The organism is Pontibacter sp. GD7 (genome assembly GCF_058216375.1).
The window spans coordinates 226,211-252,661 of sequence record NZ_JBYZMP010000003.1; the positions used below are offsets into that span (position 1 = coordinate 226,211).

Below are 26,451 nucleotides of genomic sequence, written 5' to 3' on the forward strand. Positions count from 1 at the left end.
ATGACACAGGAACAATTTTACTACTGCCTGAATAGGATCTTGGAGCTGAGAGAAAAGATCACAGGCACACATACCATACGCAGAAATGCACAGGCCACAGAGTCTGCACAGGCAGAAGAGCAGCAAGTAAATTTTAATTCCTTAAAGCTCTTTGCTGAGAACAGGGAATCTGCAAACAAAAATACAGCTGAGGAAAAGGCACTTATAAAGGAACTGGCAGCACAGGAGGCGAAGATCAGGACATTTGTGCCAGTAGCCCTCTATGGCACTAGGATAGAGGCAACACTGCCAGGGCATACTACCTTAAATGTAGTGATTGAGATTCAGAGTATCGTTATAGAGAAGGCGACTCAGCAAATTTAGCAATAAGATTAGCTTGTGATTTGAGTTGCTCGTAAAGCGTCAAGAGTGTTTAATCCGCAGGATTTACCTTTGGCAATTGCAGATCAAAGCATTCTGATGTGTATTATCTTAATATTGGGTTTAAATAGCTACAGTGTAAGATAAAATGCGCTAGGCTCGCACTCACCGGAGCCTATTCGATTAAAATCTTGAAAGCTGCTTGGTATAGCCTCCTTTGGTGAAGCACAGCATCTCTCCGGTAGTGTCATTTCTCATCCAAACAACAGCATTGTCCTGCTCCCCATTTTGGAAAACATATTCCTGCCAGTATTCTTGTGCAGCTAAGTTCAGCTTGCGTTCGAGTTTTTCCAATTTGTTCTCTTCCATGGTAATGGAGTTAAATACTATAGGTTATACGAATCACTTAGCATAGGTAGTGCAGTAATACCTCAAGCTTATACAAACCGTAAAACTATATACTGGCATCAAGACAAGCCTTAGTATATTTTTTACTCTTAAAGCACATATGTAATGACAAAGCCAGCTACAACCGGCAGAAGCCGAAAAGCCTTAAAGCCTGCTGGTATTGTACTTGCAAGCCTGATGGGCTTCTTATTGGTTGTGTTGGTGGCACTTTACTTCCTGGCCGAGCCACTTGTAGTGCGTTATATAAAAAAGCAGGTTGCCTATCAGACCAATGAACTGTATCAAATTGATTTAAGTGATCTTCAGCTTCACTTTCGCACTAGAAGCATCACTTTAAAAGGACTGCACTTCTACCCGGACACAACAGTGAACAATCAGCTAAAGGAAAAAGGCCAAGCGAGCCCTAGTCTCTTTGTCATTCGTGTCCCAAGGTTGGAAATTAAAAACGTAAACCTAATTGATCTGATTTTTAACAATCAGTTTAATATGAATACTGTTGTAGCAGAACGTCCGGAGATCACGCAGCTGCTGAATAAGTCTGTACAGGAAAACAGAAAGTATAGAAGCAAAGGGGGGGCTAAGGAAGGTGTGCGCATCCGGCAGCTCGAAATACAGGATGCAAGCTATCGCTACCTGGCAGAGGGACTACAAAGCAGACCTAAACATCAAATTCATCACCTGTCGCTACAGGTTCAGGGCGTGCGGCTGAACTTAGAGGAACAGCAGGATATTGCAGAGATGCTTCAGGCAGATGAGGTTGAACTCCGCTTAAATAGTTATACTTATCTTTCCCCGGACAGTGTGTATTCAGTACGGCTTGGGCGACTTTCCTACTCCTCCAGGCAACAAGTACTGAAAGCAGTAGACCTGGAGGTGCAGCCGGACATTAAGGCAAATGCGACCCTTTCTAAAGACTTGGCGCACCAGGTAGTGTATCAGCTTCATGCACCTAAGCTACATATAAAAGGTCTTGATATTGGAGCTACCTGGCGTACAAAGCAGATGCACCTCGACCAGTTACTTGTGAGTAGTGCTGCCCTGCAGTTAACCGAAGATCTTACTGTGCCTGATGCTGCTTCATTTCCTGGCCTGGCTGAACTTTACGCTGAACTGTCACCTTACCTGAGAGAAGTAGGCATTAAAGAGGTTCGCCTGACTGACGGCAGCTTCTGTTATCGCCAGAAAAATGGTGACTTTCATACTGTACATAGCCTTGGTAAGGCAAACATTTACCTGCAGGCGCTGCAGCTCGATTCCGCAACCCTTTTTACACCGAAAGACAAAGCCTTCGCAGCAGCAATAAGAGCAACCGCAAAAAACTATACCTACAGCCCACGCTACAGTCCTTATACTACAAAGGTAGGAAGTATGAAACTGTCGACCCGAGACAAAACCTTGCTGATAGATGCACTTCACCTGACCGGTGACTGGGATAAAAACGATAAGCTGAAAAGCCTGAACAAGGCCAAACGTACTTTTTACAACATCTCCTTGCCTCATCTGCGGTTTGGTGATATAAACCTGTTGCAGGCCCTACATACATCACGGCTGGCAATAGGAAGTATAACCGTAGTGCAACCTGTCATTGATGTACGTACCGACCAGCAGGTGAAAACGCTAGACTCAGGGCCGGATCTAGAGGAACTGTACCGGCAGATTTCCGGGCTGGTAAACAAACTGGAGATAGGAGAGATAAACATTACGGATGCCTCACTTACACAACACAGTAAAAACAGAGCTATCCATCTCCTGCAGCAGCTGGACCACGCCTCGCTGACAGCCACTGGTTTGGTGGTAGATTCTGCCTTCATTTTCAATCCGGATAAAAAACTGCCCCTGCAGGATATGGTTGTAACTGCCCGTAACTACCGCTACCAGATGCCCGACAATACCTACACCTTTGCCCTGGCTGGTCTACGCTACTCCACTAGGCAGAAGGAATTCACTGCCCGTTCGGTAGATGTGATCTCAAGCATCAGGGAAAACGACCGACAGAAACTTCTCAACAATGCCAGCCGCAGCCTCTACGACCTTTCCGCTAATACACTACAAGTAACCGGTCTGGATCTGGTTAAAGCATTTAATACCGGGCGGCTGGAGGCAGACCATTTGCTGCTCCGGCAACCGGACGTGGCTATCCTGCTGGACCGTAAAGTGGCAGTTTCAGAATCTGGTAAGCAAGGTGCAGGGGATGGACTCTTTAAATATTTGGATATTGTTTCCGTAAAAACGATCCGGCTGGAAAATGGCTCCTTTACCTTTAATGAAAAGCTGGAACCGGTTATGCGAACACATTTGCTGGAGCACGCTACAGCCACGATTACAGGATTCCAGCTGACATCTGCCAGTTTTGCGAACCTGAGCCAAGCGCTTCCGATGGAGGAGATGACTCTGCTGGCAAAAAACTATACTTACAGGACAACTGATAGCCTTTACACCATCCGGCTGGACAGCCTGCACTATTCCAGCAGGCAACAGGAGGTTATCGCCCGTACCTTTAGGGTAAGTGCCGACAGGGAAGTAAACGAACTCCTGAAAGCTGAACACCCGGAACTGGCCAGTCGTAACCTGATCGATATTTCATCAGAGAGGTCCCGAATAACCGGTTTTAACCTGATCCATGCCTACGCAACGGGGCAATACCACATGAGCAAGCTGCTGCTCTCAGGCCCAAGGGTAACTATTCTTCAGGACCACAGCGTGAATCTGTCGAAGGTAAAAGTTCCGGTCTGGCAGGATACGAAGACAACCAGTGAAGCTATGCATCAGCTGACTGACAGAGAAACGACTTTCCGTGTGGAACGACTGGAGATAGATGATGGCACGTTTGATTTTCACATTATGGAAGATACGATTCGCATCAGCCAGACCCTGGAGCACGTATCGCTGGAAATAGATCAGTTTCGGTTGGTTTCGCTGGAGGCCTCTGATCCCCTTGAAATTTTTGATGTGGACGACATAAGTATACTAGTGCGAGGCTACACCTTCTTCACGCGCGATAGCCTGTATGCGCTCGAGGTAAAAGCAATGAGAGCCTCGATGAGCAAAAGATCACTCTCTGTAGATAGTCTTCGCCTGCGGCCACTCTACAGTAAAGAACAATATGCTAGCCTATTCAGGTATGCCCGTGACCGTATTGACCTGACAGTACCTGACATTGAGATGCAGGGAATCAGTTTGCGGGCGCTGTTCAATAACCAGGATATAGTTGCGCACAACATGTTGATCCAGAACCCGGTTGTGGAGATCTACCGCGACAACCGTTTAGGGATTGACCCGGACCTAAGGCCACCAACCCTTCAAAGTGCACTACGCAGTGCGGGAGTGTACATTAAACTCGACACTATTCGGGTGGAAAAAAATTACTTTATCCATCCTGTTATCGCCATAGATGGTATTAAACCTGCGGAGTTTGTGCTGGATAACATTCGAATGCAAGCCTATAATATCACCAACGATACGGCGCTCATCCGGAGGAACAATATGTTAACAGTAAATGCTTCCGCACTTTTTATGGGCGTCAGTACTTTAAAGGCTCATTTTCAGTTTCAGCTGGACCATCCGGAAGACCGGTATACCTACGAAGGCACCTTAGAACCAATGGATTTTAAAGCTTTAAACCCTTTGTTAGAGAACTTGGTATTTATTCGGATAAAAAGCGGCCAGATACATAAAGCGACTTTCAAGATAGAGGCTACCGGAAATGAAGCCACAGGCCAGGTACACTTCCCATATAATGACCTGAAGGTACAACTACTGAACAAGCATGATCCCGATAACCCTGGTTTGGTTTTAAAGGCTGGTACCAGATTAATAAATATATTTATCATCAAATCCAATAACCCGTCAGCTTGGGGTAAATTTCGAGTGGGGGATGTTGAAGAGGAGCGTGATCCAAAGCGGTCTGTATCCTACCATATAAGCCAGTCCATGCTAGATGGAGTCACTTCCAGTTTGATGACAAAATTGGTGTATCAGATAGTCTCCAGATTTGTTGAACTATGACTTTGCTTGCTATCAAAGAAGTAGCTTCACTTACAGACTGTTTTAAAACTAGTTACGCTCAATGAACTGGACTAGAAGGTATTGGTAAAAGACCGGGAGTTCCTTTTACCAGCATTCGTCTGAAGTGCTGGAGCCAGCGCTAGAGCAGGGAAGCCTATTTTAGTTGTGGATGCTCTCGTGGTGTCAGAATAGTGTCCAAAATGCAAAAAAGGCCTTCAGTGATTACTGAAGGCCTTTTTAGTAGACCAACGGATGGAATTATCGAACCATTTCCACAGGGATTTGGCAGCTTTAGAAGCCAGTATAACCATAACCGAAGAATAACTTATTGAATCAGGTATTTCCTCATCATAAGTTTTGGGTTACCTACACCCCAATTATGAAACTCCATTTTATTATCCCTAATGCAGCATGCAAATTCTTTTTGTCGAAGCGTATAAATAAGGTTATTATAGGGATTAGAATTGGAAGGAAATAAACTTAGAGCATGAGTACTAGAGCAAGAGACCAACAAAAGAAGCAGCGCCAGAAAGAGTTCAAGGAAAGGAAAGAGCATCAGGAGGCCCTTAAAATCGCTTCGAAAAAAGGCAAAAGGAATTTATCTGCAAATGAATGCGAAATAGATAGGATGCCCAAAAGCGAAGACTAATTAGCAACTCTACTTTTTAATGCATTTTGAGGTGCTAAAATATCTTAAATGATACTTAAAGTGTTCATTGTAGACAGAAGCGTATGTTTGTGAGCTGTTGCTTCCAGATTCCTGAAAAGTTCGATAAGTCTAACCGAAAGTGAAATTTATCGAACCTAAAAAGGTACTGTGTTAAAAGTCAAGTAACTTAAGAGATTTTTTTCGTATATTTTATTGACGAAGGAGGGCTTCACTCGAGAGATCGGACGGAAGTTCATCCCGTGTAGGCAGGCCTGCTGGTCTGCCTACTTTGTTTCCAAAGACTTCGTCTTTGTGACGAAGGAGAGACTTTCTCTCCTGATCTCCGGAAGCCAAGGACCTGTCCTGAAACACCGTTCCGCTTTTCCACATGGAGTAGATGAGCAGCAGCAGTTTGCGCTGCAGACTCACCACGCCCACCATCTTACTTGCCTTGCCGGTGTTGACGCGCTGGTAAACAGTCCGCAGGGCTGCGTTGTGCCGGCTGGCCGCCAGGGCCGGGAAGTAAAGCGCTGCCCGGATCCTGCCGTTGCCTTTCTTGGAGATCCTGGTTTTGCCCCTAACACTGGAGCCGGACTCTCTTTCCACCACATCGAAGCCGGCATAGCTGGTGAGCTGTTTGGCGTTGCTTATCAAGGCAAAGCCCTGGGTCTCGGCGAGTACAATGGCCAGGCTCATAAGCCCTACTCCTTTGATGGTGAGCAGCTTGTTCACTTTCTCCTGCAGCCATCCCTCCTCCTGGAGCACCGCCTTTACCCGGGCCTCGCACTTGGCTATCTCAGTGTCAAACTTTCTGATCATCTCCCTGTGGGATTTGAGGACGAAGGCTTGGGGCTCATGGGCCGAGAGCAGGGCACTGAGCCTGTTGAGGAGCACGGTGCGCTCTTGCTTGAGGTCCGTGCGGTGGCGGGTGAGTTCCCGCAACGCCTTGAAAATCGGGGCCGGCGGTTGCCAGGCAGGCAGGTGGCGCTCCGCCCCCAGTTGGGCGATGACCCTGGCGTCAACACGGTCTGTTTTGCTTTTGACGTTGAGGCTCTTGCCCAAGTGCTTGACTTTGTTGGGCAGTAGAACAGAGACCGTCTGGCGGAGCTTGTGGAGGTGATAAGCCAGGGGCTCATAATACACGCCGGTGGCCTCCATCACAAACGTTATCGGTGGGCTGTCGCCGGTTTGCTTGCGTGCCCATTTAAGCAGCTGGTTGAAACCCCTGGTGCTGTTGTCAAAGGTTGCCACCTTGGAGAAGCACAGGCCGGATTGGGGGGAGAGTCTGCAAACGCAGGCGGTGAAGTCCTTTTTGGCGATGTCGATGCCCACGCACTGTCTTGTAGCTTGTTCCATAGCATGAGTGGTTATAGTTAGCGACCCTTCTTTCTCCTTCGTCTTGCCTTTTGTCTTACACTTGCTTATCCACGTTGATAGCCTTAAGTACTGTCCAGACTCTTAGAGAAAAGGTAGGGGGAATGGAGCTTCCTTTTTTACGGTATAGTACTGCTGACTTACCTGCCGCTCCATCTCTCATTCCCCCTGGTCAATGCACCTAGTCTAACTACGGTGAAAGGACCATTGTAAAACTTTGTATAAAGGTAAAAGCCGCTCCATATTATATGGAGCGGCTTTCAAGTAGCCCAAAGGATGGAATTACCGAACCATTTCCACAGGGATTTGTCGGTATTTGATGAGTATTTACAGCATAAACAGTCTTAGTCACTTTTCTTTTAATTCTTGACTATCCGTTGTGGGGTGGCATGGGCAGTTAAACTATTTACGCTCTAAAGTGCAGAAGTTAACGAACTGAAGTTGAGTATTTAAATATTAAGTTTAATCTAATGATTTTTCTTTTTCCTGTCTTTGTACCTTAAGTAAAATGTCAGGAGTGTAAGAAAAGACAAGAATACAAATAGGTAAAGTATGCTCATAGAATAGTTGCATTTATGGTGTAACTGTGTTTAATAGCAGATAAAAGCCCGCCGCAGTCAGCAGCGGGCTTTACAAATCAGCGCATTTCAACTAACTGCTTTGATCCGATATTGGAGCTTATAATGCTTTCCCATTTTTTTGCTAGTAGAAGCTCATTTGTGAAATTCAGGTTAGCCTCTCTGTCGTAGAACAGCAGGCTTATGTTAGCACGAGAGCCTTTAAAAATAAAGCTAAGCCTGATCTGGTCAATAACTCTGTTGTTGTTAACGTCTCGGTGATCATTGATGACCGTACATTTCTCTACCTCGGCCAGGCTAATGAGTGTGTAGCTTTCCTTATCAGTAACGCAAGTGAAGTAACACAGCACTTTTTTAGAGGTATCCAAGCCGATGGCATAATTTGAGTCCCAGAACTCGTAAAGCGAGAATACCAAACCTTGTTCTTTACCCAGATTGTCTAAGTGAAGCTTAATTTTGCTTTGTTCATTTCTTTGCTTTTTCTTAAAGAGAAAAATTGGCACAGCTATTAATATCAAAGCGCCTAATCCCATTATGATTTCTAAATCCATATTTTTTAAATTTTTGATTTTTAACAAACGATTAATGGCTACTTGCTGAAAGCCTGGAAATTCTACTAATGGACCAGTTCAGTTGGCTTCTTTGATACTTGCTTCTGTAGTTTGCTATGTCTGCGGCCATAGAGGAAGTAGATCACTACACCAATACCCATCCACACGATCAGGCGCAGCCAGGTGTCAAAGCCCAGGTTTACCATCATGTAGCCACAGATTAGTATGCCCAGGATAGGTATAAGTGGCACAAATGGCGTTTTGAAAGGCCGGTGAATGTTTGGATTGGTGCGGCGCAGGATGATAATACCAGCACACACGATCACGAAAGCCAGCAGCGTACCGATACTCACTAGTTCACCCAGCAATCCGATCGGGAAAATACCTGCTACCACAGCGGCTACTACGCCTGTGAGAATGGTGGTGACGTATGGCGTGTTGTATTTTGGGTGTACCTTGCCGAACATAGCTGGCAGCAGGCCGTCGCGGCTCATAGCAAAGAAGATACGCGGCTGCCCCATTAACATTACCAGTACCACCGAGGCAAGGCCTGCCACTGCGCCCACACCTGTAAAGAAGTATAACCACTTCAAAGCCGGACCGGCAGTCTCCAATGCCACCAGTACCGGATCCGGCACGTTCAGCATCTTAAACGGCACCATACCAGTCAATACCAACGACATCAATACATAAAGTAAAGTACAAACGCCTAATGAGGCCAGCATACCAATTGGCATGTCGCGCTGCGGGTTTTTGGCTTCCTGCGCTGCGGTACTTACGGCATCAAAACCGATGTAGGAGAAGAACACGATAGCGGCACCGGCTACTACGCCTTGCCAGCCATAACGGCTGCTTCCGTCGGTTAGAATTTCCTTAGCTGGGATGAATGGCTCCCAGTTAGCAGAGTTCACGTACTGGAATCCGAAGCCGATCACCAGTAGCACGATGGCCACCTTTACGACCACGATGATGTTATTGAACTTAGCCGACTCCTGTATCCCCACTACAAGCAGGGCAGTCATGACAAGTATAAGGATTATCGCGGGTAGGTTGATGATTGCACCTGTCAGTTCGAAAGAGTCGCCGTTGTAGGCAAGTGGGGCAGAGGCAATAGCAGTAGGGATGTGAATGCCCAGCGACTTGAGCAAACTCACAAAGTTACCACTCCAGCCAACTGCCACCGTAGCTGCTCCAAAAAGGTACTCCAGGATCAAGTCCCAACCGATGATCCAGGCGATAAACTCGCCCAGCGTGGCGTAGCCATAAGTATAGGCACTGCCGGCAATCGGTATCATGGAAGCGAACTCTGCATAGCACAGGCCAGCAAAAAGGCAGCCTAAGCCTGCGATCAAAAAGGAAATGACAATAGCAGGACCCGCAGCATTGGCGGCGGCTGTACCAGTAAGTACAAATATACCTGCCCCGATGATGGCGCCAACGCCAAGCATTGTCAGGTTAGAGGCAGTAAGCGTGCGCTTCAGGCCGTGCTCGCCACTCTCTGATTCTTTAATTAGTTTATCGACAGATTTTGTCGCAAAAATATTCTTAGCCATCTATATTTTGTTCTGTTAAGAGTACAGGAAACTGTTACAGCCACTTGTGAAGCAGACTGCAGCAATTTTCCGGTTGAATAAGTGTAATTTAGAAAGGCTGCGCCCGTGTAGAACACACCCTCAGGATAGGACAGGAGAAGTGGCTAAGGAGCATTGGGCAGTATCCGGAACTGCTCTGTGAGGGTAGAAAAGCCAAGGGTGGCTTTGGTTGGCATCAGGCGAAGCTTTGTTAGTTGCTGCACCTGTGGAGAATACACTGACACTAAGCCCGGCAGTACCGGATCTGGATTCGTAGCTCGTTGCGGTACAGAGGGCTCTTGCCAGGCTACTGGAAAAGCTTGCTCTTCCGTTGTAAGTTGTTCGGCGGATGTACTTAGTGAATTGCTGTCAGTATTAAGTTGTAGCTGCCCCGCCTTGAGGTAGCCAGAGAAGCATAGCAAACCAGCCCACAAAAGCAGTAGGGAGTACATCGCTATGTCTTTCTGGTTTTTCATTATAGATAGTTTATGCTTTAACTTCTGTTGCTTTGTTATGCAGTTTACTATTTCGATAACCGTAGGCGAAGTAGATTACCAGCCCCAGCGCCAGCCACGCTAAGAAACGGCTCCAGTTCGTCAGGCCCAGTTCCGTCATCAGGTATAGGTTAGTGAGTAGTCCCAGCACCGGGATTAAGGAGAGATTCCTGGTATAAGTTAGCACCGTAAGCACAGCCGTTACCACGATAAATCCGAGCAGGGGTATCTTATGCTGAAAATTTTCCCAGCCGCCGTTCATACTAAAGAAGGTATCCATTTCTTCTGAATTGTAACTGAACAAGAGTACTAAAGCAGCTAAAATCAGTAGTGGAAGTACATATTTTCCGTTGATGTAAGGCACCCTGAAGCCCTTATGCGCCGTAGTTGCCTCCTTTTGTTTTTCTTCCAGCAAAAGAATACCACCGCATACCAGCACAAAGGCGAAGAGTGTACCGATGCTCGTCAGGTCCGTTACCTCTGTCAGGTTCATGAACAAGGCAGGCACTGCTACCACTATACCCGTAACAATCGTGGCAAAGTATGGTGTTTTATGCTTTGGGTGGATACGTGAAAAGGCACCGGGCAGAAGACCGTCACGGCTCATGGTCATCCAGATGCGTGGTTGGCCGTATTGGAATACCAGCAACACGCTGGCCATTGCCACGATGGCACTCACGGCCACGATACCTGCAATGGCATCCAGGTTCACTCTCGAAAACACGTAGGCCAAAGGATCACCAACGGCTAGTTCCTTGAAAGGTACCATACCTGTAAGCACCAGCGCCAGTACTACATAGAGCACGGTACAGATCACGAGTGCAAAGATCATGGCACGTGGCAGGTCGCGCTGTGGATTCTCACACTCTTCAGCAGTTGTAGAAATGGCATCAAAACCAATGTAAGCAAAGAATACCGCCGATACGCCTTTCATGATTCCGGCCAATCCGTTCGGTGCGAAAGGCGTCCAGTTATCGGTACTCACGTAGAAAGCACCCACGGTGATCACCAGCAGGATTACCAGTAGCTTCAGCAGTACAAGAAAGTTGGCTGTGCGCTTCGACTCTTTGATGCCGATGTAGACGAGGTAGGTAATTAGCACAGTGATACTCAGTGCCGGAATGTCTGCCACTAACTTGAAACCACCAAGTGAGGGAGCCGTTTGCCATGCCAGATAGCCTTCTTGAATATTACCTGGCAGAGTAGCTAATGTTTGCCCTTGTGCCAGCAGATCCAGAGCTGTTTGGTAGCCACGGGATGCGCTGAGGTAGTCCATAGTCAGGAATTCTGGTATGCCTAGTCCTACGCCATGCAGCACCGCTGTAAAATAGTCGGACCAGGAAATGGCTACAGCAATATTACCAATGGCATACTCCATGAGCAGGTCCCAACCAATAATCCAGGCAATCAGCTCCCCGAAAGAGGCATAGGCATACGTATAAGCACTGCCAGACACTGGAATAGTAGAAGCAAACTGGGCATAGCAAAGGGCGGAAAAGCCGCAGGCAATGGCCGTAAAAATGAACAGCAGCGATACACCCGGTCCGCCTGCAGCGCTGGCATTGCCGATGGTGCTGAAAATGCCTGCCCCTATGATGGCAGCGATACCAAAGGATACCAGATCCTTTAGCTGAAGCGTGCGCACCAGATCAGTGCCGTGGATGTTGCCGTCCTGTTTATAGTCTGCCAGTAATGCCGTGGCACTTTTGCGGCGTGTCAGGTTCTTTATAAAGTTACTCATATTACGGCTGATCAACAGCTATCTGTAAAGTAGTTATGTGGTGGGTTTTTAGCTCTGGTTCAGCTGCGGGCTCAGAAGTATAAACTTTAGCCACCCAACGGGGAAAGACCAAGGTTCCAGCAAAAAGGTAAAGGTAATATGTTAGTAAGCGGTAGAGCAGCACAATAACGGTGGTAAAGCTGCCTAAAAAGGCACCAAAGAAGGCAGGGAAAGCTATCTCCGCAAAGCCTGAACCTCCGGGTGTAACAGATATCAGTAGCACGATTTTGTACACCAGGTTGCGTGCGAACACGATGAAGTGATCGGCCATACTTAACTCCGTAAAGGCCGCGATAAAGCAACCGATGATGGCATAGCGTGCTGTCCAGACAAAGGCAGTAGAGATGCTGGCATGTAACCAGTAACCCGCGCTTTTGGTGCGCAGGTGCTTAGAAGAAATCAATAACTCATTTGCATGGCGGAAAAGCGCCTGCCTCCAGCGTCGTAGTAGCCTGACCTGTCCCAGTCTGATCAGGAGCCGCTTAACTGCTTTCGGATTAATGAACAGCGCATAGAACATTGTGAAGGCATAGAGAGCAATCAGCAGGTATGAAGCAACGAAGGCAATGCCTAAGCTCTTCCGTACTGTTTCGTTTAGGGCTTCCAGTTCAGGCAGAATTTGTCCTCTTGTATACAGCAGCACCAGCGACACTGCCAGCACAAAGTACAGATTATCGAGCATGGCTGTTACCATCACCTGCGCAATGGATTTACCTAGAGCTATGCCTTCTTTGAACAGTATATAGGCCGCTATTGTGGAGCCGCCAACCACCGATGGCAAAGCACACGATGCAAATTCCCACAGCATGATCACCTGAAAGCTTTGTTTCCAGCTCAGCTTTTTATCGGTAATGTAACGGATGCGGTGCATGTAGCCATAGTCGCGTACCAGAAGTACTATCAAAGCCATTCCTAACCAGAAAGGACTTGCCTGCAGCAGCGTTTGTAATTGCCCCGGCTCATAGTTCTGGTAGAGCATACAAGCAACTACACCCAAGCCCAGCAGCATCGGCAGGATGAGCTTACGGGTAGAGAATTTTGCCTGAAGACTTTCTTTTGTTAACGCCATTTCAGTTCTTTTAAGCCCCCACTCTTTTGAGTTGGGGTAGTATTGCAGGCATTATCACCAGTGGCACCTTCTCCACTTTCACAGAGCTGGTGTCCAGCCCAAACCACTTGCTCTCGGAAGTAGCGAACTGCTTCAGGTTGAAGTACCATTCCATGATCAGGCGCTTCTTAAACGGAAGGTCGTTTTCGTAGGAGAGGAACTTCTCCAGCACCACAAAGCGGAAGTCGCCGATCAGGTGTTGTCTGCTCAGGGAATTGTAGCGGCTGGTGATGTCGACTTCACCGTTCTCTACAAGCTCCTCCACCACTTTTCGGAAGAAAAGGTTAATGCGCTGCTCCACCCGAAATCCCAGTTTAAAATCTATGCGAATCACATCATCCTCGGCAATGTGGCGTACCTTATACTCTGTAGTATAAGGCTCGTCCGTTGTTTCCACATGTATAAACCAGTAGATGTCGGCCCGCTTTGGCCGCTTCTGAAAGATAGAGTAGATGATCTTTGACTCCACTTCTTTCGGGTTGGCGGCGCTTGTCATGAACACCAAATGCGTGGTATACTTCGGGATTGTGTCATCTGAACTCAACTCTTTCAGGGCAGGCAGGTAATCTTTCAGGCGAACGTACTCCGTGAAGCTGCGCTTGATGTGGTAGGCGTTAATCCAGATGTACATCACCGTCAGCAACAGACCACCGATCAGCAATGACACCCAGCCTCCGTGCGGGAACTTGCTCAGGTTAGCCACCAGGAAAGCCAGCTCGATTGCCAGGTAAACAGCTAAGAACAGCGAAACCAGTACCTTTGACTTATATCTGGTGTGGAGGTAGTAGGACATCAGGATAGTAGTGGAGAGCATCGCCATCGTGATGGCCAATCCGTAAGCCGCCTCCATATGCTCCGACTCACGGAAGTATAGCACCACACCTACACAACCCAACCACAGCAGCCAGTTTACGCTTGGCACATACAGCTGCCCTTTAAGGTTAGTTGGATACACAAGCTTTACCTTTGGCCAGAGATTAAGGCGGATAGCTTCACTGATAAGTGTGAAGGAACCCGTAACAAGTGCCTGACTGGCAATGATAGCGGCGATTGTGGCTATAGTAATGCCAAAGAGTAGGAACCATCCTGGCATAAGTCCATAGAAAGGGTTCTCAGTCAGGAGTTTCCCCTCCTGTGTCATGAGCCAGGCACCTTGACCCAGGTAGTTCAGGATCAAGCTCATTTTTACAAAGGCCCAGCTTAGGCGGATGTTGGGTCTGCCGCAGTGGCCCAAGTCAGAGTATAGTGCCTCGGCTCCGGTGGTACACAAGAATACCGCTCCTAAAAGCCAGAAGCCATTCGGGTAGTTTGATAGCAGGTTATAGGCATAATAAGGATTTAGAGCCTGCAGGATCTCCGGGTGATGCAATAATGAAACTGCCCCAAGTGATCCCAGCATAGTAAACCACAGCAGCATGATCGGGCCAAAAGCCTTACCCACAATCTCAGTTCCAAAGCTTTGCATCAGGAACAAGCCTGTAAGTATAGCCAGCACAATGGGTACCGTTGGGATGTTTGGGTACAGGATGCGCAAACCCTCTATAGCGGAGGAGACAGATATAGGCGGCGTAATAATGCCATCCGCCAGCAGTGCTGCCCCTCCAACCATAGCAGGTATAATCAACCAATTTGCTTTACGCCTTATTAAAGTATACAAAGAGAAGATACCACCCTCACCATTGTTGTCTGCCTGTAGCGTGAGCAGCACGTACTTTAGCGTGGTTTGCAGGGTAAGGGTCCAGAAAACGCAGGAGATGCCGCCATATACCAGCGCTTCCGATATGGGAGCGTTCCCGATGATGGCTTTCATCACGTACAGAGGTGAAGTGCCAATGTCGCCGTAGATAATACCAAGCGATATAAGCACCCCTGCCGTGGAAACTGCATTGTCTTTAGATTGAAAACTCATTTAAATAAACTAAGTGGAAAAAGCCGCTAACGAGCAGCCGTAATGGTAGCTTTATTTTGTACTAAGGGCTTAGAATTATCTGTGTAGTCTCAGGCGCTGTTTAACCAGGGTAAAGACAGGAGGCAGCATTGATACACCGATGATTCCGAGCACCAGGAGCGAGAAGTTCTGCTTAATGGTGGGCATGTTTCCGAACAGGTAACCGGTCATGATGAAGAACACTACCCATAACAGTGCCCCTGCCACATTGAAGTATAGAAAGCGTCTGTAGTTCATCCTGGCCATACCTGCCACAAAGGGCGCAAATGTGCGCACAATAGGTATAAAGCGGGCATAGATGATGGTACGGCCCCCATATCGCGCATAGAACAGTTCTGCCTGGTGTAGGTGGCTCTGGCGTAGGAACCAGTAATTCTTATTGTATACTTTTGCCCCCAGTTTTATGCCTGTCAGATAGTTAAAGGAGTCACCAAGTATAGCCGCAACACAAAGTAGCCCAAGCAGGAGCAAAACATTAAGTCCAGCTGATGGAATGGCTGCCAGCGCACCCAGCGCAAACAGCAAAGAGTCGCCAGGCAGGAATGGCGTGACCACTAACCCTGTCTCACAGAAAACAATTATGAACAGGATCAGGTAAATCCATGTCTGGTATTCTTGTAACAGCACGTTCAGGTGCTGGTCGATGTGCAAAATAAAATCTAAGAGAGACTGGAGCAGCTCCATATAGAAAACCCGCAAGGGTATAAAAAATGATAGAAACGGATGTTCCTGTGCGTGCTGGCACAGGTAAATTAGCCTCTCTTATACTTGAGAGAAGGAAAGTAAAAGAAGTGTTTCTAAGGACCTTTGGTCAGGATGGTGTGCAGGCCGCAATCACCTTTAGAGGCAGGGTAAGAGTGCGGTGCCGGAGCTGTATTATGTGGCTGAGGGTATAACCTTTGCAGTAGTACCTGCAGGATTGGAGCCAGTAGTGACTTATCTAACTGAAGTACCGCTTCTGGTTCTCCCGATGATACTTCACCTGCAAACAATACCAGTTGGTTTTCTGCAGTAAAGTCTACATTTTCTTGCTGCTCAGTATCCGAAACTGGTGCAGCCTTAACGGTAACAGGCATGGCAAAAACAAAAACACTGCAAAGCAGGAGCGCCAGCAGTACGTTCAGTTTTTTAATAACCTGTATACCCATTGTTTTCATCGCAGCAAAGGAATGACGTTGATTTGATTAAAACAATAGGAAGGCTAACATATTTTGTTTCTATATAGTGCAGTTGCGCTACTTATCCTGATTTAGTTGTGGTATGGCTTTGTAGGAACAAGCCTGTTTACTTAAAGCTACACCAGAAGTATAAGAAGATAGCCTATATATAATGCCAGCAAAACTCCTCCTTCCCATCTAACTAATTGCCTTCCCTTACCTGTAAAGATGAAAATGAATAAGAGCAGGCCGGCTACTATGTTGATGGCTATATCGATGCCGGATTCCGGTTTTACCGGAACCTGTGTCACGACTGTTGATATGCCAAGTATAAAAAAGATGTTGAAGATGTTTGATCCCACCACATTGCCTATCGCAATGTCAACGTTGCGTTTTTTTACTGCTACTACAGAGGTGGCCAGTTCCGGTAAAGAGGTGCCAATGGAAACGATTGTAAGACCAATCACACGTTCTGATAACCCGAAAGCCTGTGCAATACTAACAGCACTTGTCACTATTAACCTGCCACCTATAATCAGTCCCGCCAACCCAATCAGCAAGTATAGCCCTGCCTGCAGGTAAGTGTAGTTTATCGTGGGGGTCTCATCCTCTCCCGATCCGCCTATAGCCAAAGAGATGTTATAAACTAAAAAGATGCAGAAAAACAGTAGCAGGATAATACCGTCTGTGCGCGATATGGCATCTGTGGCAAGTCCATCCAGAAACACATCATTCGCCAGAACAAGCACGGAGACCGCAGCCAAAAAGCTCAATGGAATTTCAAGCCAGGTTGTGTTAGACTTAACAGTAAGAGGATAAATAAGGGAGGTTATTCCTAGTATGCCCAGTACGTTAAAAATGTTACTTCCCAACACATTGCCCAGAATCATATCTGTGCTGTTATTTATCGCAGCGAAAACGTTCACAACTAATTCAGGGGCTGATGTGCCGAATGCTACAATGGTTAACCCTATTACGATGTTTGGCACTCCAAGTCTTGACGCAAGGCTGGAGGCTGCATCAACTAACTTAGTAGCGCCATAAATTAATGCCACAAATCCGGCTAAAAGTAGTAATACATCAGTCATTTCTACCTATAGTTTGATATTCTTAACTCCTGCAGTTTCTACTACGGGTACGCTGGCATTTTTACTACAATTATACATTCTTTATGGCCTAACGGTGAAAATCTGAACCTAAGCTTCAGCCTTTTTGTACCTTTGCCGGCTGCTTTCTTAACCTTAGTGTGTGCAGCGGGAAGAGGAGAATAATATATGAAATCTACACATACAGTACCGGGGTACATGGCGCAGCTGGACGGTCTTCGGGCAATTGCAGTAGCTGTTGTTGTACTTTTCCATTGGACACCGGAAGTGAAGCAAACGGGTTTAGGGGGACTTGGGGTGCAGCTCTTTTTTGTGCTGAGCGGCTACTTGATTACAGGTATATTGCTACAGGCACGCAACAAAGCCGAGGATCTGGGTGCTGGGAAAGCACAGATCATCAGGAGCTTCTACGCCAGGAGGTTTTTGCGTATTTTCCCGCTGTATTATGTAGTTATAGCCCTAGCAGCCTTACTTGGCTCTGTAAATGTGCTACAGTACCTGGGGTGGCACCTGAGCTATCTTACTAATTTCGCCATTTTTCAAGAAGGGCACTGGATAGGAGAGGCCTCTCACCTGTGGTCGCTGGCAGTGGAAGAGCAGTTTTACCTGCTCTGGCCGCTGGTTATACTTTATACCCCTAGGCGATACCTTGCTGTTACTATTGCCGGATTCATACTTCTTGCCCCAGCATTTAAATTATCGTGTCTCCTGCTTGGGGTAGAAGAGAGTAGGCTTGGCGTTCTTCCAATAAGTTCCTTTCATTATCTAGGGGCAGGATCACTGCTTGCTTTGCTCGGGATAATTGTCGCCTCTAATGAGAATAGGTGGTGGCGTGATCGGTTTAGTGCAGTTGTAAAGATAATAGGAATAATAGGTCTGGCTGGTTTTTTATTGCTGCATTTCTCAACTGAGTTGCTTAAAAACGCACCTGGCTTGGCAGTAGCTAAGGAATTCGGAATAATTGCGCTTTTTGTAAGTATAACTATGGGAGCAGCGCAAGGCTTTAAAGGTACGCCCGGGTGGTTACTTTCCTCAAAGCCCTTCGTTTATGTCGGACAGATCAGCTACGGACTTTACCTTTTTCATAATTTTGTTCCATACTTCACTGGAAAGCTGCTGCAACACTTCGAGATAGGCGAATTAAATCCTGTCTTGTTGCTAAGTATAAATACCTTTGTTTTGTTAGTTCTAAGTACAGCTTCTTGGCATTTTTTTGAAAGCAGGCTTAATAGTTACAAAAAACATTTTGTGTATGTAAATGCCTCGCATAAGCTAATTAAATAGCAATGCCATGGTGGGAAATAGTGTAGAAACTGAATGAAAAATAACCTAAGGGGAAATTATCAAACGAAAAAAGCCGCTCTAGTTTCCTAAAGCGGCTTTTTAGTAGCCCGTAGGATGGAATTATCGAACCATTTCCACAGTGATTTAGCAAATGTGGAAGAATATTTTGATCGGTATAATAAACTTTAAAACTTAGCTCAAATAGCTGTCTTACTGAATGATCCACATCAGCACACGTTTGTTTGAGGCCTGTATTTTCTCATCTATTTTTACCATCGCGTTGTCTGATACAGCCGGACATCCCCAGCCTTCCGGTGTGCCGGTAGGGTACACTTCCTCGTCGCTCACTCTTTCCCACGAATGAAAGACAATGTCTCTTCTGGTGGCATTATTGTTAGTGGGGTCCTGCCCATGCATCAGGTACTTTACCCTGATGCCCCACTGGCTAGGTCCGCGTTCTCCTAAAATATACTTTCCAACAGAGGAGCAATGGCTATTGTTAACATTACTTACTTTAGCCCGCTCTTTAGAAAGATCGCCAGCCCACGGGTTGTCGCACGCACCGTGGCTTACAAGGAAGCTGTCAGCTATGCTGTTGCTGTTCAGGTCCCACACAAAGAATCTTTTAAGCCCGGAGTGCATGCTTAAATCAATCAGAATGAAGAAATCTGTGTTCAGGTTTCTTTCCCTGCAGTACTGCTTGGCTTCCCTTGCCATTTCCTCCAGCTTTGCCAGGTCAGGCTCTAGCTTAGATTCTTCTGCAGAGAACATGTTTTCTGTGTCCATAGGGGTCCCACAGCTAATCAGCAGTAAGAAGAGTAAAGGGATAACATTTCTGAATGGCATGATAGCTTTAGGACTTTTGATAAAGTAATTTCCTCTTACCTGTATTCGCCTTGCTCCGCTTAACTCTGCTTAGCCTTATTTTCTGCACGATGAGCAGTAGTCCGAGCACTCCAGTTAGCATCGGCCACAGGAGAATGAAGATGAAGGTGTTGATCTCGTAGTATGATAGTCCTGTGAGGTTAGACAGGTTAATGACAAAGTCCGTGCAATAGGTAAATACCACCTTCACAACATGGGAGATTATTTCATACATGGCGGTTGCTGATTTTTCTGATTTGCAGCTCGATCAGTAGTGGCTTTATAAGCAGGTAGGAGAGAAGCAGCGGCCATAGTATTACCAGGAAAAGCACATTGGCTGCGCCATAGTTTCCTACCAACATTAAGGCGGAGATCATCCCGAAGTAAAGGGGATCAATAAACATGAAGAAGCTTTTTGATAGCTTCACATGGTTTTGCTTGCAGTAGGCCGTATAGTTATAGCACTTCCAGCTGCAGGCATCAGGTATGGCAATAGCTGTGTTCATCTTCAAGGTCTCCGTGCTCTTTTGTTCCACAGGCATGGTAGCCCTACAATATTCATTTACAACGATCATAGTTGTAAAGGCAAGCACCAAGGGAAGAAGGTATAAGGAAAGTCTTTTTAGAAAATTCATCTGTTTGCGTATTTATCTCCAGTCTATCGTGGTCAGGCTGTGTTTCTTTATTGTATTTAAACCCAACACTTCTACCCATTGCTCCTTATTCAGGGCAGTATGCACCATATAATCAGTCGCGTTTCCAGATTCAGCTAAATTGCCGCTTTCGCCAATGCCTCGCTCCGCTACTACTTTATTACTTTGCAGGTCCCACACAGAGTATCCTGTGTTGTCCTCGGCTATTAAATATGCGGCTTTACCTTCTATTAATACTTTCAGGTTCACCTTATCGCTGTAGTGGGCCGTATGGATTTCCCAGTCACTCGTCGCTCCGTCCTGGAGATCAAGCTGAATTGTTCTTCTTACCAAGCCATCTGCATTTAGAAAGTCTTCAGAATAAAGTGTGGCGCCCACTTCGCTATTTTGGGCAGTGAATTGTGCAGAGGCGAGTTGCTCCCTTGAAGTGCATGATGCCAGTATTAGGAGGGAAAGCAGTAAAATAATGTTTGTTTTCATGATAAGGAATAGGTACGCTTATACAAGTATAATGAAATTTATATATATTGTAAATGTGTAAATTATAGTTCACCATCAATGCACTTGTTGTCTGACAAGTCGATAACTTTAATTCAAGCCTACTTTTTTATAAATCAAGCATATGGTTCACTATGTTTCGATAACACAATCAAACCTATAGAAATTAATTAATCAGTTATGAAAACTTACAACGGAGCCATTGTGCAGGTAATAGGAGTGGGCGGCGCAGGCTGTAATACTGTTAATTACATCAGGCAGCAGCAACTACAGCAGGTACATCTAATTGCTTGCAATTCTGATATGGAAAGCTTAGATCGTTCTCCTGTAGAAGATAAGTTATACCTTGAATTGGAAGGTGAAGCAAACTGTAGCGAAAATGGTTACCCTGAAGCAGGTCGTAAGGCGGTTCTGAATCAGGAAGAGCTTATTAAGGCGAAGCTGCTGAAGGAAAGCTGCGAGATAGTGTTTATAGTTGCTGGTTTGGGCGGTGCAACGGGAACGGGCGCTGCACCTGAAATTGCCCGCATTGCCAAAGAACTTGGCCTGCTAACTATAGGTGTCGTAACCATGCCCTTCAGCTTTGAAGGCGAGCGTAAGCAAACTATAGCCGAAGCGGGCATTGCTGCCATGCGAGAAAATACGGACACAACCATAGTGCTTGCCAATGATAAACTACGTCAGGTATATGGTAACCTGCCTACAGGTGATGCATTCCGTAAGGTAGACGATTACATAGCAAATGCCGTCCGCGCTATCTCAGAAATAGTAACGGTAAGAGCTGAAGTAAATGTGGATGTGGAAGATGTGCGTGCGGTGCTGGAAGGCGCCGGCCCGGCTGTGGTGGGTACTGCAGTAACCGTAGGTCAGGGCAGAGCCTTACTGGCAGCGGAGCAGGCCACAGACTTTTCCTTACTCACTAAAACAGATATGGCAGGCGCAGGGCGTATTTTGCTATCCATCGTTTCTGGAGTGACGGCCGAACTTGACATGGAAGAACTGACCGAAATTGTTGAATACATTCAAGACAAGGCTGGCGAGCAAGCCGAAGTAATTTTTGGGCATGCTATTGACGATGAGTTGCAGGATAGTATTCGCGTTACCCTTATTGCATCCTGTTTTTCGGATAATTAACTATCAGATGCATCATTACAAGCTTGCAAAGTAGCGGATGTGGCTGGTGTAGGATACTATCTTTGTCCTGTACCAACCTACCCGCCTATGCAACAATCCTTGTCTTTTGTTCCTTACCCTTATGTATTGCTGCCCGACGAAAGCCTGAGCTTCGAGCCTACACTTTACGCAGCACCTGACCGCATCATCTGTAATGGTGAAGTAGCCTTCAAGACAAAACACTTCCCGCTGCAGCAGGCGCTTTCAGATAAGTTTAAAGAAGGATGGTCGCAGGAGATGGCAGATGAAATGGCCCGCCGGGTAATAAAGCAGGCTAAAGCAAACTTATTCGGGCGCGATCTGTATGTAAGCGCTTTTAATCTGCCTGCCTTTGCATTCTCTCATCTGCAGTTAGCCTACTGCGGACGCTACCCTGTTACCGGACGAGACGTAACCTATGGCTGGCCTTCTGGCAAAATCACCCGCATCACCAAAATACTTTATGGCTATACTACGGGCTTAGAATCCTGTGTGCTGTATGTGCAGCACGAAGAAGCTGCCCTCCCTGGCAGGGTGCATCATCAGTTAACGTTTAACATAGATCAGAAGTAGTTATGCGCCATAAACAGATCGTAACATTTTACATGCCCGAGCAGGTGGATGCTCGCAACGGTGAAGACCTATACACTCGTAGTCCCAACAAGCCGGCCTTACTTCTTGATAAGTTAAAGAATGATGGGCTAATGCCGTACTTTGATATGCGGAACTTTGAACCGTTTGCGCAGGAAGAGTTTTACCTTGCCCATACGCAGGAATATGTAGATTCATTTTTTACGGGAGCCAAACCTCTGGCTACCACCAACGGCCTTACCTGGAGTGAGAACCTGGTCAATTCTGTGTGTTACACAAATGCCAGCCTGTACCATGCTGTCAAATACGCCGTGCAGCACCCTGAAGTGCTCACCTTTAGCCCGACCAGTGGTTTTCATCATGCCAAACCTGATCGTGGCTCCGGTTTCTGCACTTTTAGCGGACAGGTCATTGCTTCGGCTAAACTGTACCGCGAGCTTGGCATCTCAGGCGCTTACCTGGACCTGGACCACCACTTCGGTAACTCCATAGAAGACAGCCGTAGTTTTGTGCCTGACCTGGGTAAAGCTATACCTGCCTATGCCAATGTAAACCTGAAGGGAACAAACGAAAGCTACCTTGCTGATCTGTACCGGAACCTGGCTATACTTAAAGAGAAGATACTATCCAAAAAGATTCATTATATAGTATGGTGCCATGGCGCCGACTCGCATGTATACGACGACCTGGGCGGAAGTGTAAATACAGATTACTGGTTGCTGGCAGCTGAACTGTTTTATAAATGGGTACTGGAAGTAGAGCAGGAACTGGGGCACCATTTACCGGTTGCAATGTCGCTGTTCGGCGGCTACCGCACAAATGCTTATGACTCTGTAATGTCGCTGCATACTGTTGATCTGGTAATGGGTGCCAACACTTTGCTCGGGCATAGAATTGCTTACGAGCCACAGGTGAAAGTAAATCCCTATATTAGCAAAGAGCCCTTTCGGGTTGCCATTGCGGCAGGAGAGACCACATTAGATTACTTGGACTAATATTTTGTAAGATTCCTATACTTTCTGAGTATATAATTTTGATTATATAGTATTTTTATATAATTTTGCAATACAATTCCCTTTATTTATTGGTTAGTGAGAGTAAAAGTGTTAAATGGGCCCTTTGTGTTCATTTGTGTCTGATTATCAACCTATAAACACCCTGTTAAATGAAAAGAGACTTTATTTGCCGCCAGTTAGATGAGATACGCACGTCCAATAAGCCCTTAGTGCTACATGAATCAAATGTAGACCTGAGCGGATTGAATTTATCTGGGCTTAACCTGAGCGGCTCTACCCTACAAGGTGTTTGTTTAAAGGGAGCTAACTTAAGTGGTGCAATTTTAAAAGGTGTTGCTTTTAAAGGCGTAGAACTGGAAGGGGCTAATCTGCAGGGAGCTTGCTTGGTAGATGCAAGCTTTGAAGGCTGTGATCTGAACAAAGCCAACCTGAAGGGTGCTGAAATGCGCTATACCAAAATATTCATGTCTTCTTTTCAAAGAGCCAACCTAACCAGAACAGACCTTTCAGGGTGTTCCATGGCTTACTCCGATTTTTCTCATGCCATGATGGATGAGGTAAACCTGTCTGGTGCCGACATCAACCTGATCGTGAATGAAGATGACGAGATGGATAAAAATGAATTCGCCTGTACTTCCATGTACGGTGCTATTATCACCTCTCCCGAAGTAAAGGTCTTTCTGATAGCAGAAGGAGCAGAGCTATAGTTTATACTTGGGCTATACAGTATTGATATAGCCCATCTAAACTTTTCATAACACAGCCTGTATGTTTTTTTAGAACTGTAACCAACAATAAATAATACATGATAGAAGTAATAGCTGGAGTTATTCAGCGAAGTGGTCTTTTTCTTATTGCCAGACGAGCGCCCGGCAAAAGCCTGGAAGGCTATTGGGAGTTCCCGGGCGGTAAAGTAGAAGCCGGCGAAACACATGAAGCCTGCCTGGCCCGTGAACTGAAAGAAGAATTGGACCTTGATGTAACGGTTGAAGAGTACATCGGCGAATCTATTTCCGGCGAAGGAGACAAGCAGGTACGTTTAGTCGCCTACGCCGCCAGAACAGAATACGAGCATATTTTTTCCAAAGATCACGACCAGCTAAAATGGGTCAGCATTTACGAGTTTGGTGACTATGATTTTGCTCCGGCGGATATTCCAATTATTAAAGCGCTGTTGATCAAACGAATTGCTATAATGGAACGTCTGGTGAAGGGAGTATAGTTTCTGATGATTTTCAATTGTAATGTAAAACCTTAACCGAAATATTATGATAACAAAGATTAGTGATTTTGTGACCTGCTTTAATAATATTAATAAAGAGGTACAGTTGGTGCGTTTTGCGGGGCAAAACTTGTATCATTCTGAACTAAACGGGAATCCTGACTATCAATTAGCTATAAATTTTATAGAATCTGCTGGTCACAATGATCCGGTTTGGTTTGACTTGTCAGAAAACAATATGAACATCTTACATCAAAAAGATGATTCTGGTAAGTTTATGTATTCTAACACGATTGTTATTGTGTTAGTGAATGATGGTCCCCGTAAGGGGGGGTATTTTATCAACACAAGAGCCAAGGACACTAACATCAAAACAGATACTACCATTCCTGAAGGACTAAGGAGGCTGAATTTTGTTCTAACTGAAGTAGGCCCAGACAAAAGACTTAATGCACCTAATGTTTGGAGATGCTATTTACAGAGATCAGCTACATTAGGATCTTTCTTCAGCATAGGCAGTGCCAACTCAGGAAATAAGGTTCCAATTCAACATAACAATCATTTATGTGAAGAACTAACTAACTGTGTTTATCAACTTACCCAGGATAAATAAAGAATTGTTGGTAGTGGTCTACAATGTATGATGCTGGAATAAGTATGGCAGCAAGGGTGTTTACAGGAAGTTATGTGCGAGATAACTATCCAGGTAAATTGCCCCTACTGCCACAGTGTGAAGGTAGTTAAAAACGGCGTAAAGCGCACGGGCAAGCAGAACTTCCTGTGCCATGGGTGCGGCAAGCAGTTTCAGTATGCCTACGGGAAGGCCGGCTGCCGGCCCCAGGCAAAGCAGCTGGTATTGAGCATGCTGGTGAGGAACTCCGGCGTCCGCGACATCGAGCAGGTGACGGGCGTGCACCGGCAGACCGTGCTCAGGTGGCTCAACCAGCGGGCCGAGGCCTGTGAGCTCAGGCCCCGCCTGCAAAGCTACGCCTCGGTGCAGGTAGACGAGGTGTGGACCTTTGTCAAGGAGCGGAAGAGGCGCAAGAGGTGGCTTTTCTACGCCTACGCCCCGGAGACGGGCGAGGTGCTGGCCTGGAGCTGGGGCAACCGCAGCCAGCACACGGTCAGAAGGCTCTACCGGCAGCTGGAGCACTTAAAAATAGGGTGCTTCTGCACCGACGACTGGCCGGCCTTTGCCAAGGTGTTGCCCAAAGACAGGCACAAGATAGGAAAGGCACACACCAGGCACATCGAGGGGGTGAACCTGTGCCTGAGGACCAGGAACAGGAGGATCGTGAGAAAAACGGCCTGCTTCTCCAAAAAAGAGCAGAACCATTACAACGCCATGAAGCTAATATTCTACTACAGAAACCATCATACATTGTAGACCACAACCGAATTGTTTTTGTATCCAAAGGACCGAAGAGCTTATGCATTACCTTTGGATTCATCTTCTTATGGTTAAGCAAAGAGTAGTTTACAAGCTTGTGAAGCTATAAGCTGTTAGGCTATCTAAGTTTAAATTTGTATACCATCATTAGTCTTAAATGCTCAAACACCCTTATCCTTCTTTTATTCCCTCTGCAGATGGAGGAAAGTTGTATGTTGCTTCCAATCGTTTTATAGGTGCAGGTAACTTTAGCTATGGAATTGATAGAGAGATTATAGAACAGGCTCTATTACAAGAATGTAAACAAAAATGGCCAGATAAAATTGCTCCGCAGATAGCTAGTGGATTATTAACTAGCTTAACCACTGGGTTCAGCCATAATTTGCCGATGATTAACGCGCTAGGTGTTCCTGATCATATAACGGAACAGGTACAACATGTTTTTTATGGGGATGTCGAGATTGCAGGACCTAAAGTAACTTATACTTGGCCAGATGGCAAAATTACCCAAGTCAGAAAAGTGATTAAGGCGTATTCCTTTCAAGACTCAAATGTGCTATATGTGCGACATGAGTCGGTACCGTCTCATAGCGAGATTAATTACTTCTTAAGTTTTGAATAGATCTCTAAACCTAGCCTTGAGTTTTATTTATTTGTACAAAGAGAGTTTTATGTAGTGCTAACATCTATAA

At 46.1% G+C, this 26,451-nt stretch carries 26 protein-coding genes; 12 read left to right on the forward strand and 14 right to left on the reverse strand.

Going from position 1 to position 26,451, the window contains the following annotated elements; translation table 11 throughout:
* The gene (locus AC4BAP_RS06490) at nt 1–363 is read left to right on the forward strand and encodes a hypothetical protein (RefSeq protein ID WP_490581809.1); all 363 of its coding nucleotides are present in this window, start codon (nt 1–3) and stop codon (nt 361–363) included.
* Nucleotides 364–543: 180 nt separating this feature from the next.
* Here the strand turns inward: AC4BAP_RS06490 and AC4BAP_RS06495 are convergent, their stop codons facing one another.
* A complete protein-coding gene (locus tag AC4BAP_RS06495) occupies nt 544–729 on the reverse strand; it encodes a hypothetical protein (protein WP_490581810.1) in 186 nt (61 codons plus the stop codon).
* A gap of 525 nt (nt 730–1,254) precedes the next feature.
* On the opposite strand from AC4BAP_RS06495, the gene AC4BAP_RS06500 reads away from it, so the two are divergent.
* Complete coding sequence (locus tag AC4BAP_RS06500) at nt 1,255–4,773, forward strand: hypothetical protein (protein ID WP_490581811.1); 3,519 nt, start codon at nt 1,255–1,257, stop codon at nt 4,771–4,773.
* A gap of 487 nt (nt 4,774–5,260) precedes the next feature.
* Nucleotides 5,261–5,422 carry a hypothetical protein gene (locus tag AC4BAP_RS06505; RefSeq protein WP_490581812.1) on the forward strand — a complete coding sequence of 54 codons (162 nt, stop codon included), beginning with the start codon at nt 5,261–5,263 and terminating at the stop codon, nt 5,420–5,422.
* Nucleotides 5,423–5,632: 210 nt separating this feature from the next.
* Here AC4BAP_RS06505 and AC4BAP_RS06510 read toward each other — a convergent pair whose 3' ends face one another.
* The 10 genes from AC4BAP_RS06510 to AC4BAP_RS06555 all read right to left on the reverse strand — a co-directional run bounded on the left by AC4BAP_RS06510 (nt 5,633) and on the right by AC4BAP_RS06555 (nt 17,071).
* Nucleotides 5,633–6,778, reverse strand: coding sequence for an IS110 family RNA-guided transposase (locus tag AC4BAP_RS06510; protein WP_490581813.1), 1,146 nt, complete (start codon nt 6,776–6,778; stop codon nt 5,633–5,635).
* A gap of 655 nt (nt 6,779–7,433) precedes the next feature.
* Nucleotides 7,434–7,925 (reverse strand): hypothetical protein, encoded by a 492-nt coding sequence (locus AC4BAP_RS06515; protein ID WP_490581814.1) that lies wholly within the window; start codon nt 7,923–7,925, stop codon nt 7,434–7,436.
* 65 nt (nt 7,926–7,990) lie between these two features.
* Nucleotides 7,991–9,478 (reverse strand): amino acid permease, encoded by a 1,488-nt coding sequence (locus tag AC4BAP_RS06520; protein WP_490581815.1) that lies wholly within the window; start codon nt 9,476–9,478, stop codon nt 7,991–7,993.
* A gap of 143 nt (nt 9,479–9,621) precedes the next feature.
* Complete coding sequence (locus tag AC4BAP_RS06525) at nt 9,622–9,972, reverse strand: hypothetical protein (protein WP_490581816.1); 351 nt, start codon at nt 9,970–9,972, stop codon at nt 9,622–9,624.
* Between the two features lie 10 nt (nt 9,973–9,982).
* On the reverse strand, nt 9,983–11,731 hold the full coding sequence (locus AC4BAP_RS06530; protein WP_490581817.1) for an amino acid permease: 1,749 nt from the start codon (nt 11,729–11,731) through the stop codon (nt 9,983–9,985).
* Nucleotide 11,732: 1 nt separating this feature from the next.
* The gene (locus AC4BAP_RS06535) at nt 11,733–12,839 is read right to left on the reverse strand and encodes a lysylphosphatidylglycerol synthase transmembrane domain-containing protein (RefSeq protein ID WP_490581818.1); all 1,107 of its coding nucleotides are present in this window, start codon (nt 12,837–12,839) and stop codon (nt 11,733–11,735) included.
* A 10-nt stretch (nt 12,840–12,849) separates the two neighbouring features.
* Nucleotides 12,850–14,787, reverse strand: a complete 1,938-nt coding sequence (locus AC4BAP_RS06540) for a KUP/HAK/KT family potassium transporter (protein WP_490581819.1) — start codon at nt 14,785–14,787, stop codon at nt 12,850–12,852.
* Nucleotides 14,788–14,862: 75 nt separating this feature from the next.
* A complete protein-coding gene (locus AC4BAP_RS06545) occupies nt 14,863–15,510 on the reverse strand; it encodes a DedA family protein (protein ID WP_490581820.1) in 648 nt (215 codons plus the stop codon).
* Between the two features lie 113 nt (nt 15,511–15,623).
* Nucleotides 15,624–15,983 carry a hypothetical protein gene (locus AC4BAP_RS06550; protein WP_490581821.1) on the reverse strand — a complete coding sequence of 120 codons (360 nt, stop codon included), beginning with the start codon at nt 15,981–15,983 and terminating at the stop codon, nt 15,624–15,626.
* 137 nt (nt 15,984–16,120) lie between these two features.
* Nucleotides 16,121–17,071 carry a calcium/sodium antiporter gene (locus AC4BAP_RS06555; protein WP_490581822.1) on the reverse strand — a complete coding sequence of 317 codons (951 nt, stop codon included), beginning with the start codon at nt 17,069–17,071 and terminating at the stop codon, nt 16,121–16,123.
* 186 nt (nt 17,072–17,257) lie between these two features.
* On the opposite strand from AC4BAP_RS06555, the gene AC4BAP_RS06560 reads away from it, so the two are divergent.
* Nucleotides 17,258–18,373, forward strand: coding sequence for an acyltransferase family protein (locus AC4BAP_RS06560; protein ID WP_490581823.1), 1,116 nt, complete (start codon nt 17,258–17,260; stop codon nt 18,371–18,373).
* A 210-nt stretch (nt 18,374–18,583) separates the two neighbouring features.
* Here AC4BAP_RS06560 and AC4BAP_RS06565 read toward each other — a convergent pair whose 3' ends face one another.
* The 3 genes from AC4BAP_RS06565 to AC4BAP_RS06575 form a co-directional block, all read right to left on the reverse strand.
* Complete coding sequence (locus AC4BAP_RS06565) at nt 18,584–19,159, reverse strand: murein L,D-transpeptidase catalytic domain-containing protein (protein ID WP_490581824.1); 576 nt, start codon at nt 19,157–19,159, stop codon at nt 18,584–18,586.
* A 305-nt stretch (nt 19,160–19,464) separates the two neighbouring features.
* Nucleotides 19,465–19,872 carry a hypothetical protein gene (locus AC4BAP_RS06570; RefSeq protein ID WP_490581825.1) on the reverse strand — a complete coding sequence of 136 codons (408 nt, stop codon included), beginning with the start codon at nt 19,870–19,872 and terminating at the stop codon, nt 19,465–19,467.
* A gap of 12 nt (nt 19,873–19,884) precedes the next feature.
* Nucleotides 19,885–20,370, reverse strand: coding sequence for a hypothetical protein (locus AC4BAP_RS06575; protein ID WP_490581826.1), 486 nt, complete (start codon nt 20,368–20,370; stop codon nt 19,885–19,887).
* Nucleotides 20,371–20,568: 198 nt separating this feature from the next.
* Between AC4BAP_RS06575 and AC4BAP_RS06580 the strand changes: the two genes are divergently transcribed.
* The 8 genes from AC4BAP_RS06580 (at nt 20,569) to AC4BAP_RS06615 (ending at nt 26,381) form a co-directional block, all read left to right on the forward strand.
* Complete coding sequence (locus tag AC4BAP_RS06580) at nt 20,569–21,522, forward strand: cell division protein FtsZ (RefSeq protein WP_490581827.1); 954 nt, start codon at nt 20,569–20,571, stop codon at nt 21,520–21,522.
* An 87-nt stretch (nt 21,523–21,609) separates the two neighbouring features.
* On the forward strand, nt 21,610–22,113 hold the full coding sequence (locus AC4BAP_RS06585; RefSeq protein WP_490581828.1) for a hypothetical protein: 504 nt from the start codon (nt 21,610–21,612) through the stop codon (nt 22,111–22,113).
* A 2-nt stretch (nt 22,114–22,115) separates the two neighbouring features.
* Nucleotides 22,116–23,126: an arginase family protein gene (locus AC4BAP_RS06590; RefSeq protein WP_490581829.1), complete on the forward strand. Its 1,011-nt coding sequence runs from the start codon at nt 22,116–22,118 to the stop codon at nt 23,124–23,126.
* A 170-nt stretch (nt 23,127–23,296) separates the two neighbouring features.
* On the forward strand, nt 23,297–23,854 hold the full coding sequence (locus AC4BAP_RS06595) for a pentapeptide repeat-containing protein (RefSeq protein ID WP_490581830.1): 558 nt from the start codon (nt 23,297–23,299) through the stop codon (nt 23,852–23,854).
* 98 nt (nt 23,855–23,952) lie between these two features.
* Complete coding sequence (locus tag AC4BAP_RS06600; RefSeq protein ID WP_490581831.1) at nt 23,953–24,369, forward strand: (deoxy)nucleoside triphosphate pyrophosphohydrolase; 417 nt, start codon at nt 23,953–23,955, stop codon at nt 24,367–24,369.
* Nucleotides 24,370–24,415: 46 nt separating this feature from the next.
* Entirely contained in the window at nt 24,416–24,982 is a 567-nt protein-coding gene (locus tag AC4BAP_RS06605; RefSeq protein ID WP_490581832.1) for a hypothetical protein, read from the forward strand.
* Between the two features lie 72 nt (nt 24,983–25,054).
* A complete protein-coding gene (locus AC4BAP_RS06610; RefSeq protein WP_490581833.1) occupies nt 25,055–25,756 on the forward strand; it encodes an IS1 family transposase in 702 nt (233 codons plus the stop codon).
* Nucleotides 25,757–25,916: 160 nt separating this feature from the next.
* Entirely contained in the window at nt 25,917–26,381 is a 465-nt protein-coding gene (locus AC4BAP_RS06615; RefSeq protein WP_490581834.1) for a hypothetical protein, read from the forward strand.
* The last annotated feature ends 70 nt before the right edge of the window (nt 26,382–26,451 follow it).

Excerpts from the sequence above, each read along its gene's own strand:
- AC4BAP_RS06525 (WP_490581816.1), bottom strand. The coding sequence starts at position 9,972 with ATGAAAAACCAGAAAGACATAGCGATGTACTCCCTACTGCTTTTGTGG.
- AC4BAP_RS06545 (WP_490581820.1), bottom strand. The coding sequence starts at position 15,510 with ATGGAGCTGCTCCAGTCTCTCTTAGATTTTATTTTGCACATCGACCAG.
- AC4BAP_RS06535 (WP_490581818.1), bottom strand. The coding sequence starts at position 12,839 with ATGGCGTTAACAAAAGAAAGTCTTCAGGCAAAATTCTCTACCCGTAAG.
- AC4BAP_RS06500 (WP_490581811.1), top strand. The coding sequence starts at position 1,255 with ATGAATACTGTTGTAGCAGAACGTCCGGAGATCACGCAGCTGCTGAAT.
- AC4BAP_RS06495 (WP_490581810.1), bottom strand. The coding sequence starts at position 729 with ATGGAAGAGAACAAATTGGAAAAACTCGAACGCAAGCTGAACTTAGCT.
- AC4BAP_RS06605 (WP_490581832.1), top strand. The coding sequence starts at position 24,416 with ATGATAACAAAGATTAGTGATTTTGTGACCTGCTTTAATAATATTAAT.
- AC4BAP_RS06610 (WP_490581833.1), top strand. The coding sequence starts at position 25,055 with ATGTGCGAGATAACTATCCAGGTAAATTGCCCCTACTGCCACAGTGTG.
- AC4BAP_RS06560 (WP_490581823.1), top strand. The coding sequence starts at position 17,258 with ATGAAATCTACACATACAGTACCGGGGTACATGGCGCAGCTGGACGGT.
- AC4BAP_RS06555 (WP_490581822.1), bottom strand. The coding sequence starts at position 17,071 with ATGACTGATGTATTACTACTTTTAGCCGGATTTGTGGCATTAATTTAT.
- AC4BAP_RS06515 (WP_490581814.1), bottom strand. The coding sequence starts at position 7,925 with ATGGATTTAGAAATCATAATGGGATTAGGCGCTTTGATATTAATAGCT.
- AC4BAP_RS06575 (WP_490581826.1), bottom strand. The coding sequence starts at position 20,370 with ATGAAAACAAACATTATTTTACTGCTTTCCCTCCTAATACTGGCATCA.
- AC4BAP_RS06505 (WP_490581812.1), top strand. The coding sequence starts at position 5,261 with ATGAGTACTAGAGCAAGAGACCAACAAAAGAAGCAGCGCCAGAAAGAG.
- AC4BAP_RS06540 (WP_490581819.1), bottom strand. The coding sequence starts at position 14,787 with ATGAGTTTTCAATCTAAAGACAATGCAGTTTCCACGGCAGGGGTGCTT.
- AC4BAP_RS06520 (WP_490581815.1), bottom strand. The coding sequence starts at position 9,478 with ATGGCTAAGAATATTTTTGCGACAAAATCTGTCGATAAACTAATTAAA.
- AC4BAP_RS06510 (WP_490581813.1), bottom strand. The coding sequence starts at position 6,778 with ATGGAACAAGCTACAAGACAGTGCGTGGGCATCGACATCGCCAAAAAG.
- AC4BAP_RS06490 (WP_490581809.1), top strand. The coding sequence starts at position 1 with ATGACACAGGAACAATTTTACTACTGCCTGAATAGGATCTTGGAGCTG.
- AC4BAP_RS06580 (WP_490581827.1), top strand. The coding sequence starts at position 20,569 with ATGAAAACTTACAACGGAGCCATTGTGCAGGTAATAGGAGTGGGCGGC.
- AC4BAP_RS06595 (WP_490581830.1), top strand. The coding sequence starts at position 23,297 with ATGAAAAGAGACTTTATTTGCCGCCAGTTAGATGAGATACGCACGTCC.
- AC4BAP_RS06590 (WP_490581829.1), top strand. The coding sequence starts at position 22,116 with ATGCGCCATAAACAGATCGTAACATTTTACATGCCCGAGCAGGTGGAT.
- AC4BAP_RS06565 (WP_490581824.1), bottom strand. The coding sequence starts at position 19,159 with ATGGACACAGAAAACATGTTCTCTGCAGAAGAATCTAAGCTAGAGCCT.
- AC4BAP_RS06615 (WP_490581834.1), top strand. The coding sequence starts at position 25,917 with ATGCTCAAACACCCTTATCCTTCTTTTATTCCCTCTGCAGATGGAGGA.
- AC4BAP_RS06530 (WP_490581817.1), bottom strand. The coding sequence starts at position 11,731 with ATGAGTAACTTTATAAAGAACCTGACACGCCGCAAAAGTGCCACGGCA.
- AC4BAP_RS06550 (WP_490581821.1), bottom strand. The coding sequence starts at position 15,983 with ATGAAAACAATGGGTATACAGGTTATTAAAAAACTGAACGTACTGCTG.
- AC4BAP_RS06570 (WP_490581825.1), bottom strand. The coding sequence starts at position 19,872 with ATGAATTTTCTAAAAAGACTTTCCTTATACCTTCTTCCCTTGGTGCTT.
- AC4BAP_RS06585 (WP_490581828.1), top strand. The coding sequence starts at position 21,610 with ATGCAACAATCCTTGTCTTTTGTTCCTTACCCTTATGTATTGCTGCCC.
- AC4BAP_RS06600 (WP_490581831.1), top strand. The coding sequence starts at position 23,953 with ATGATAGAAGTAATAGCTGGAGTTATTCAGCGAAGTGGTCTTTTTCTT.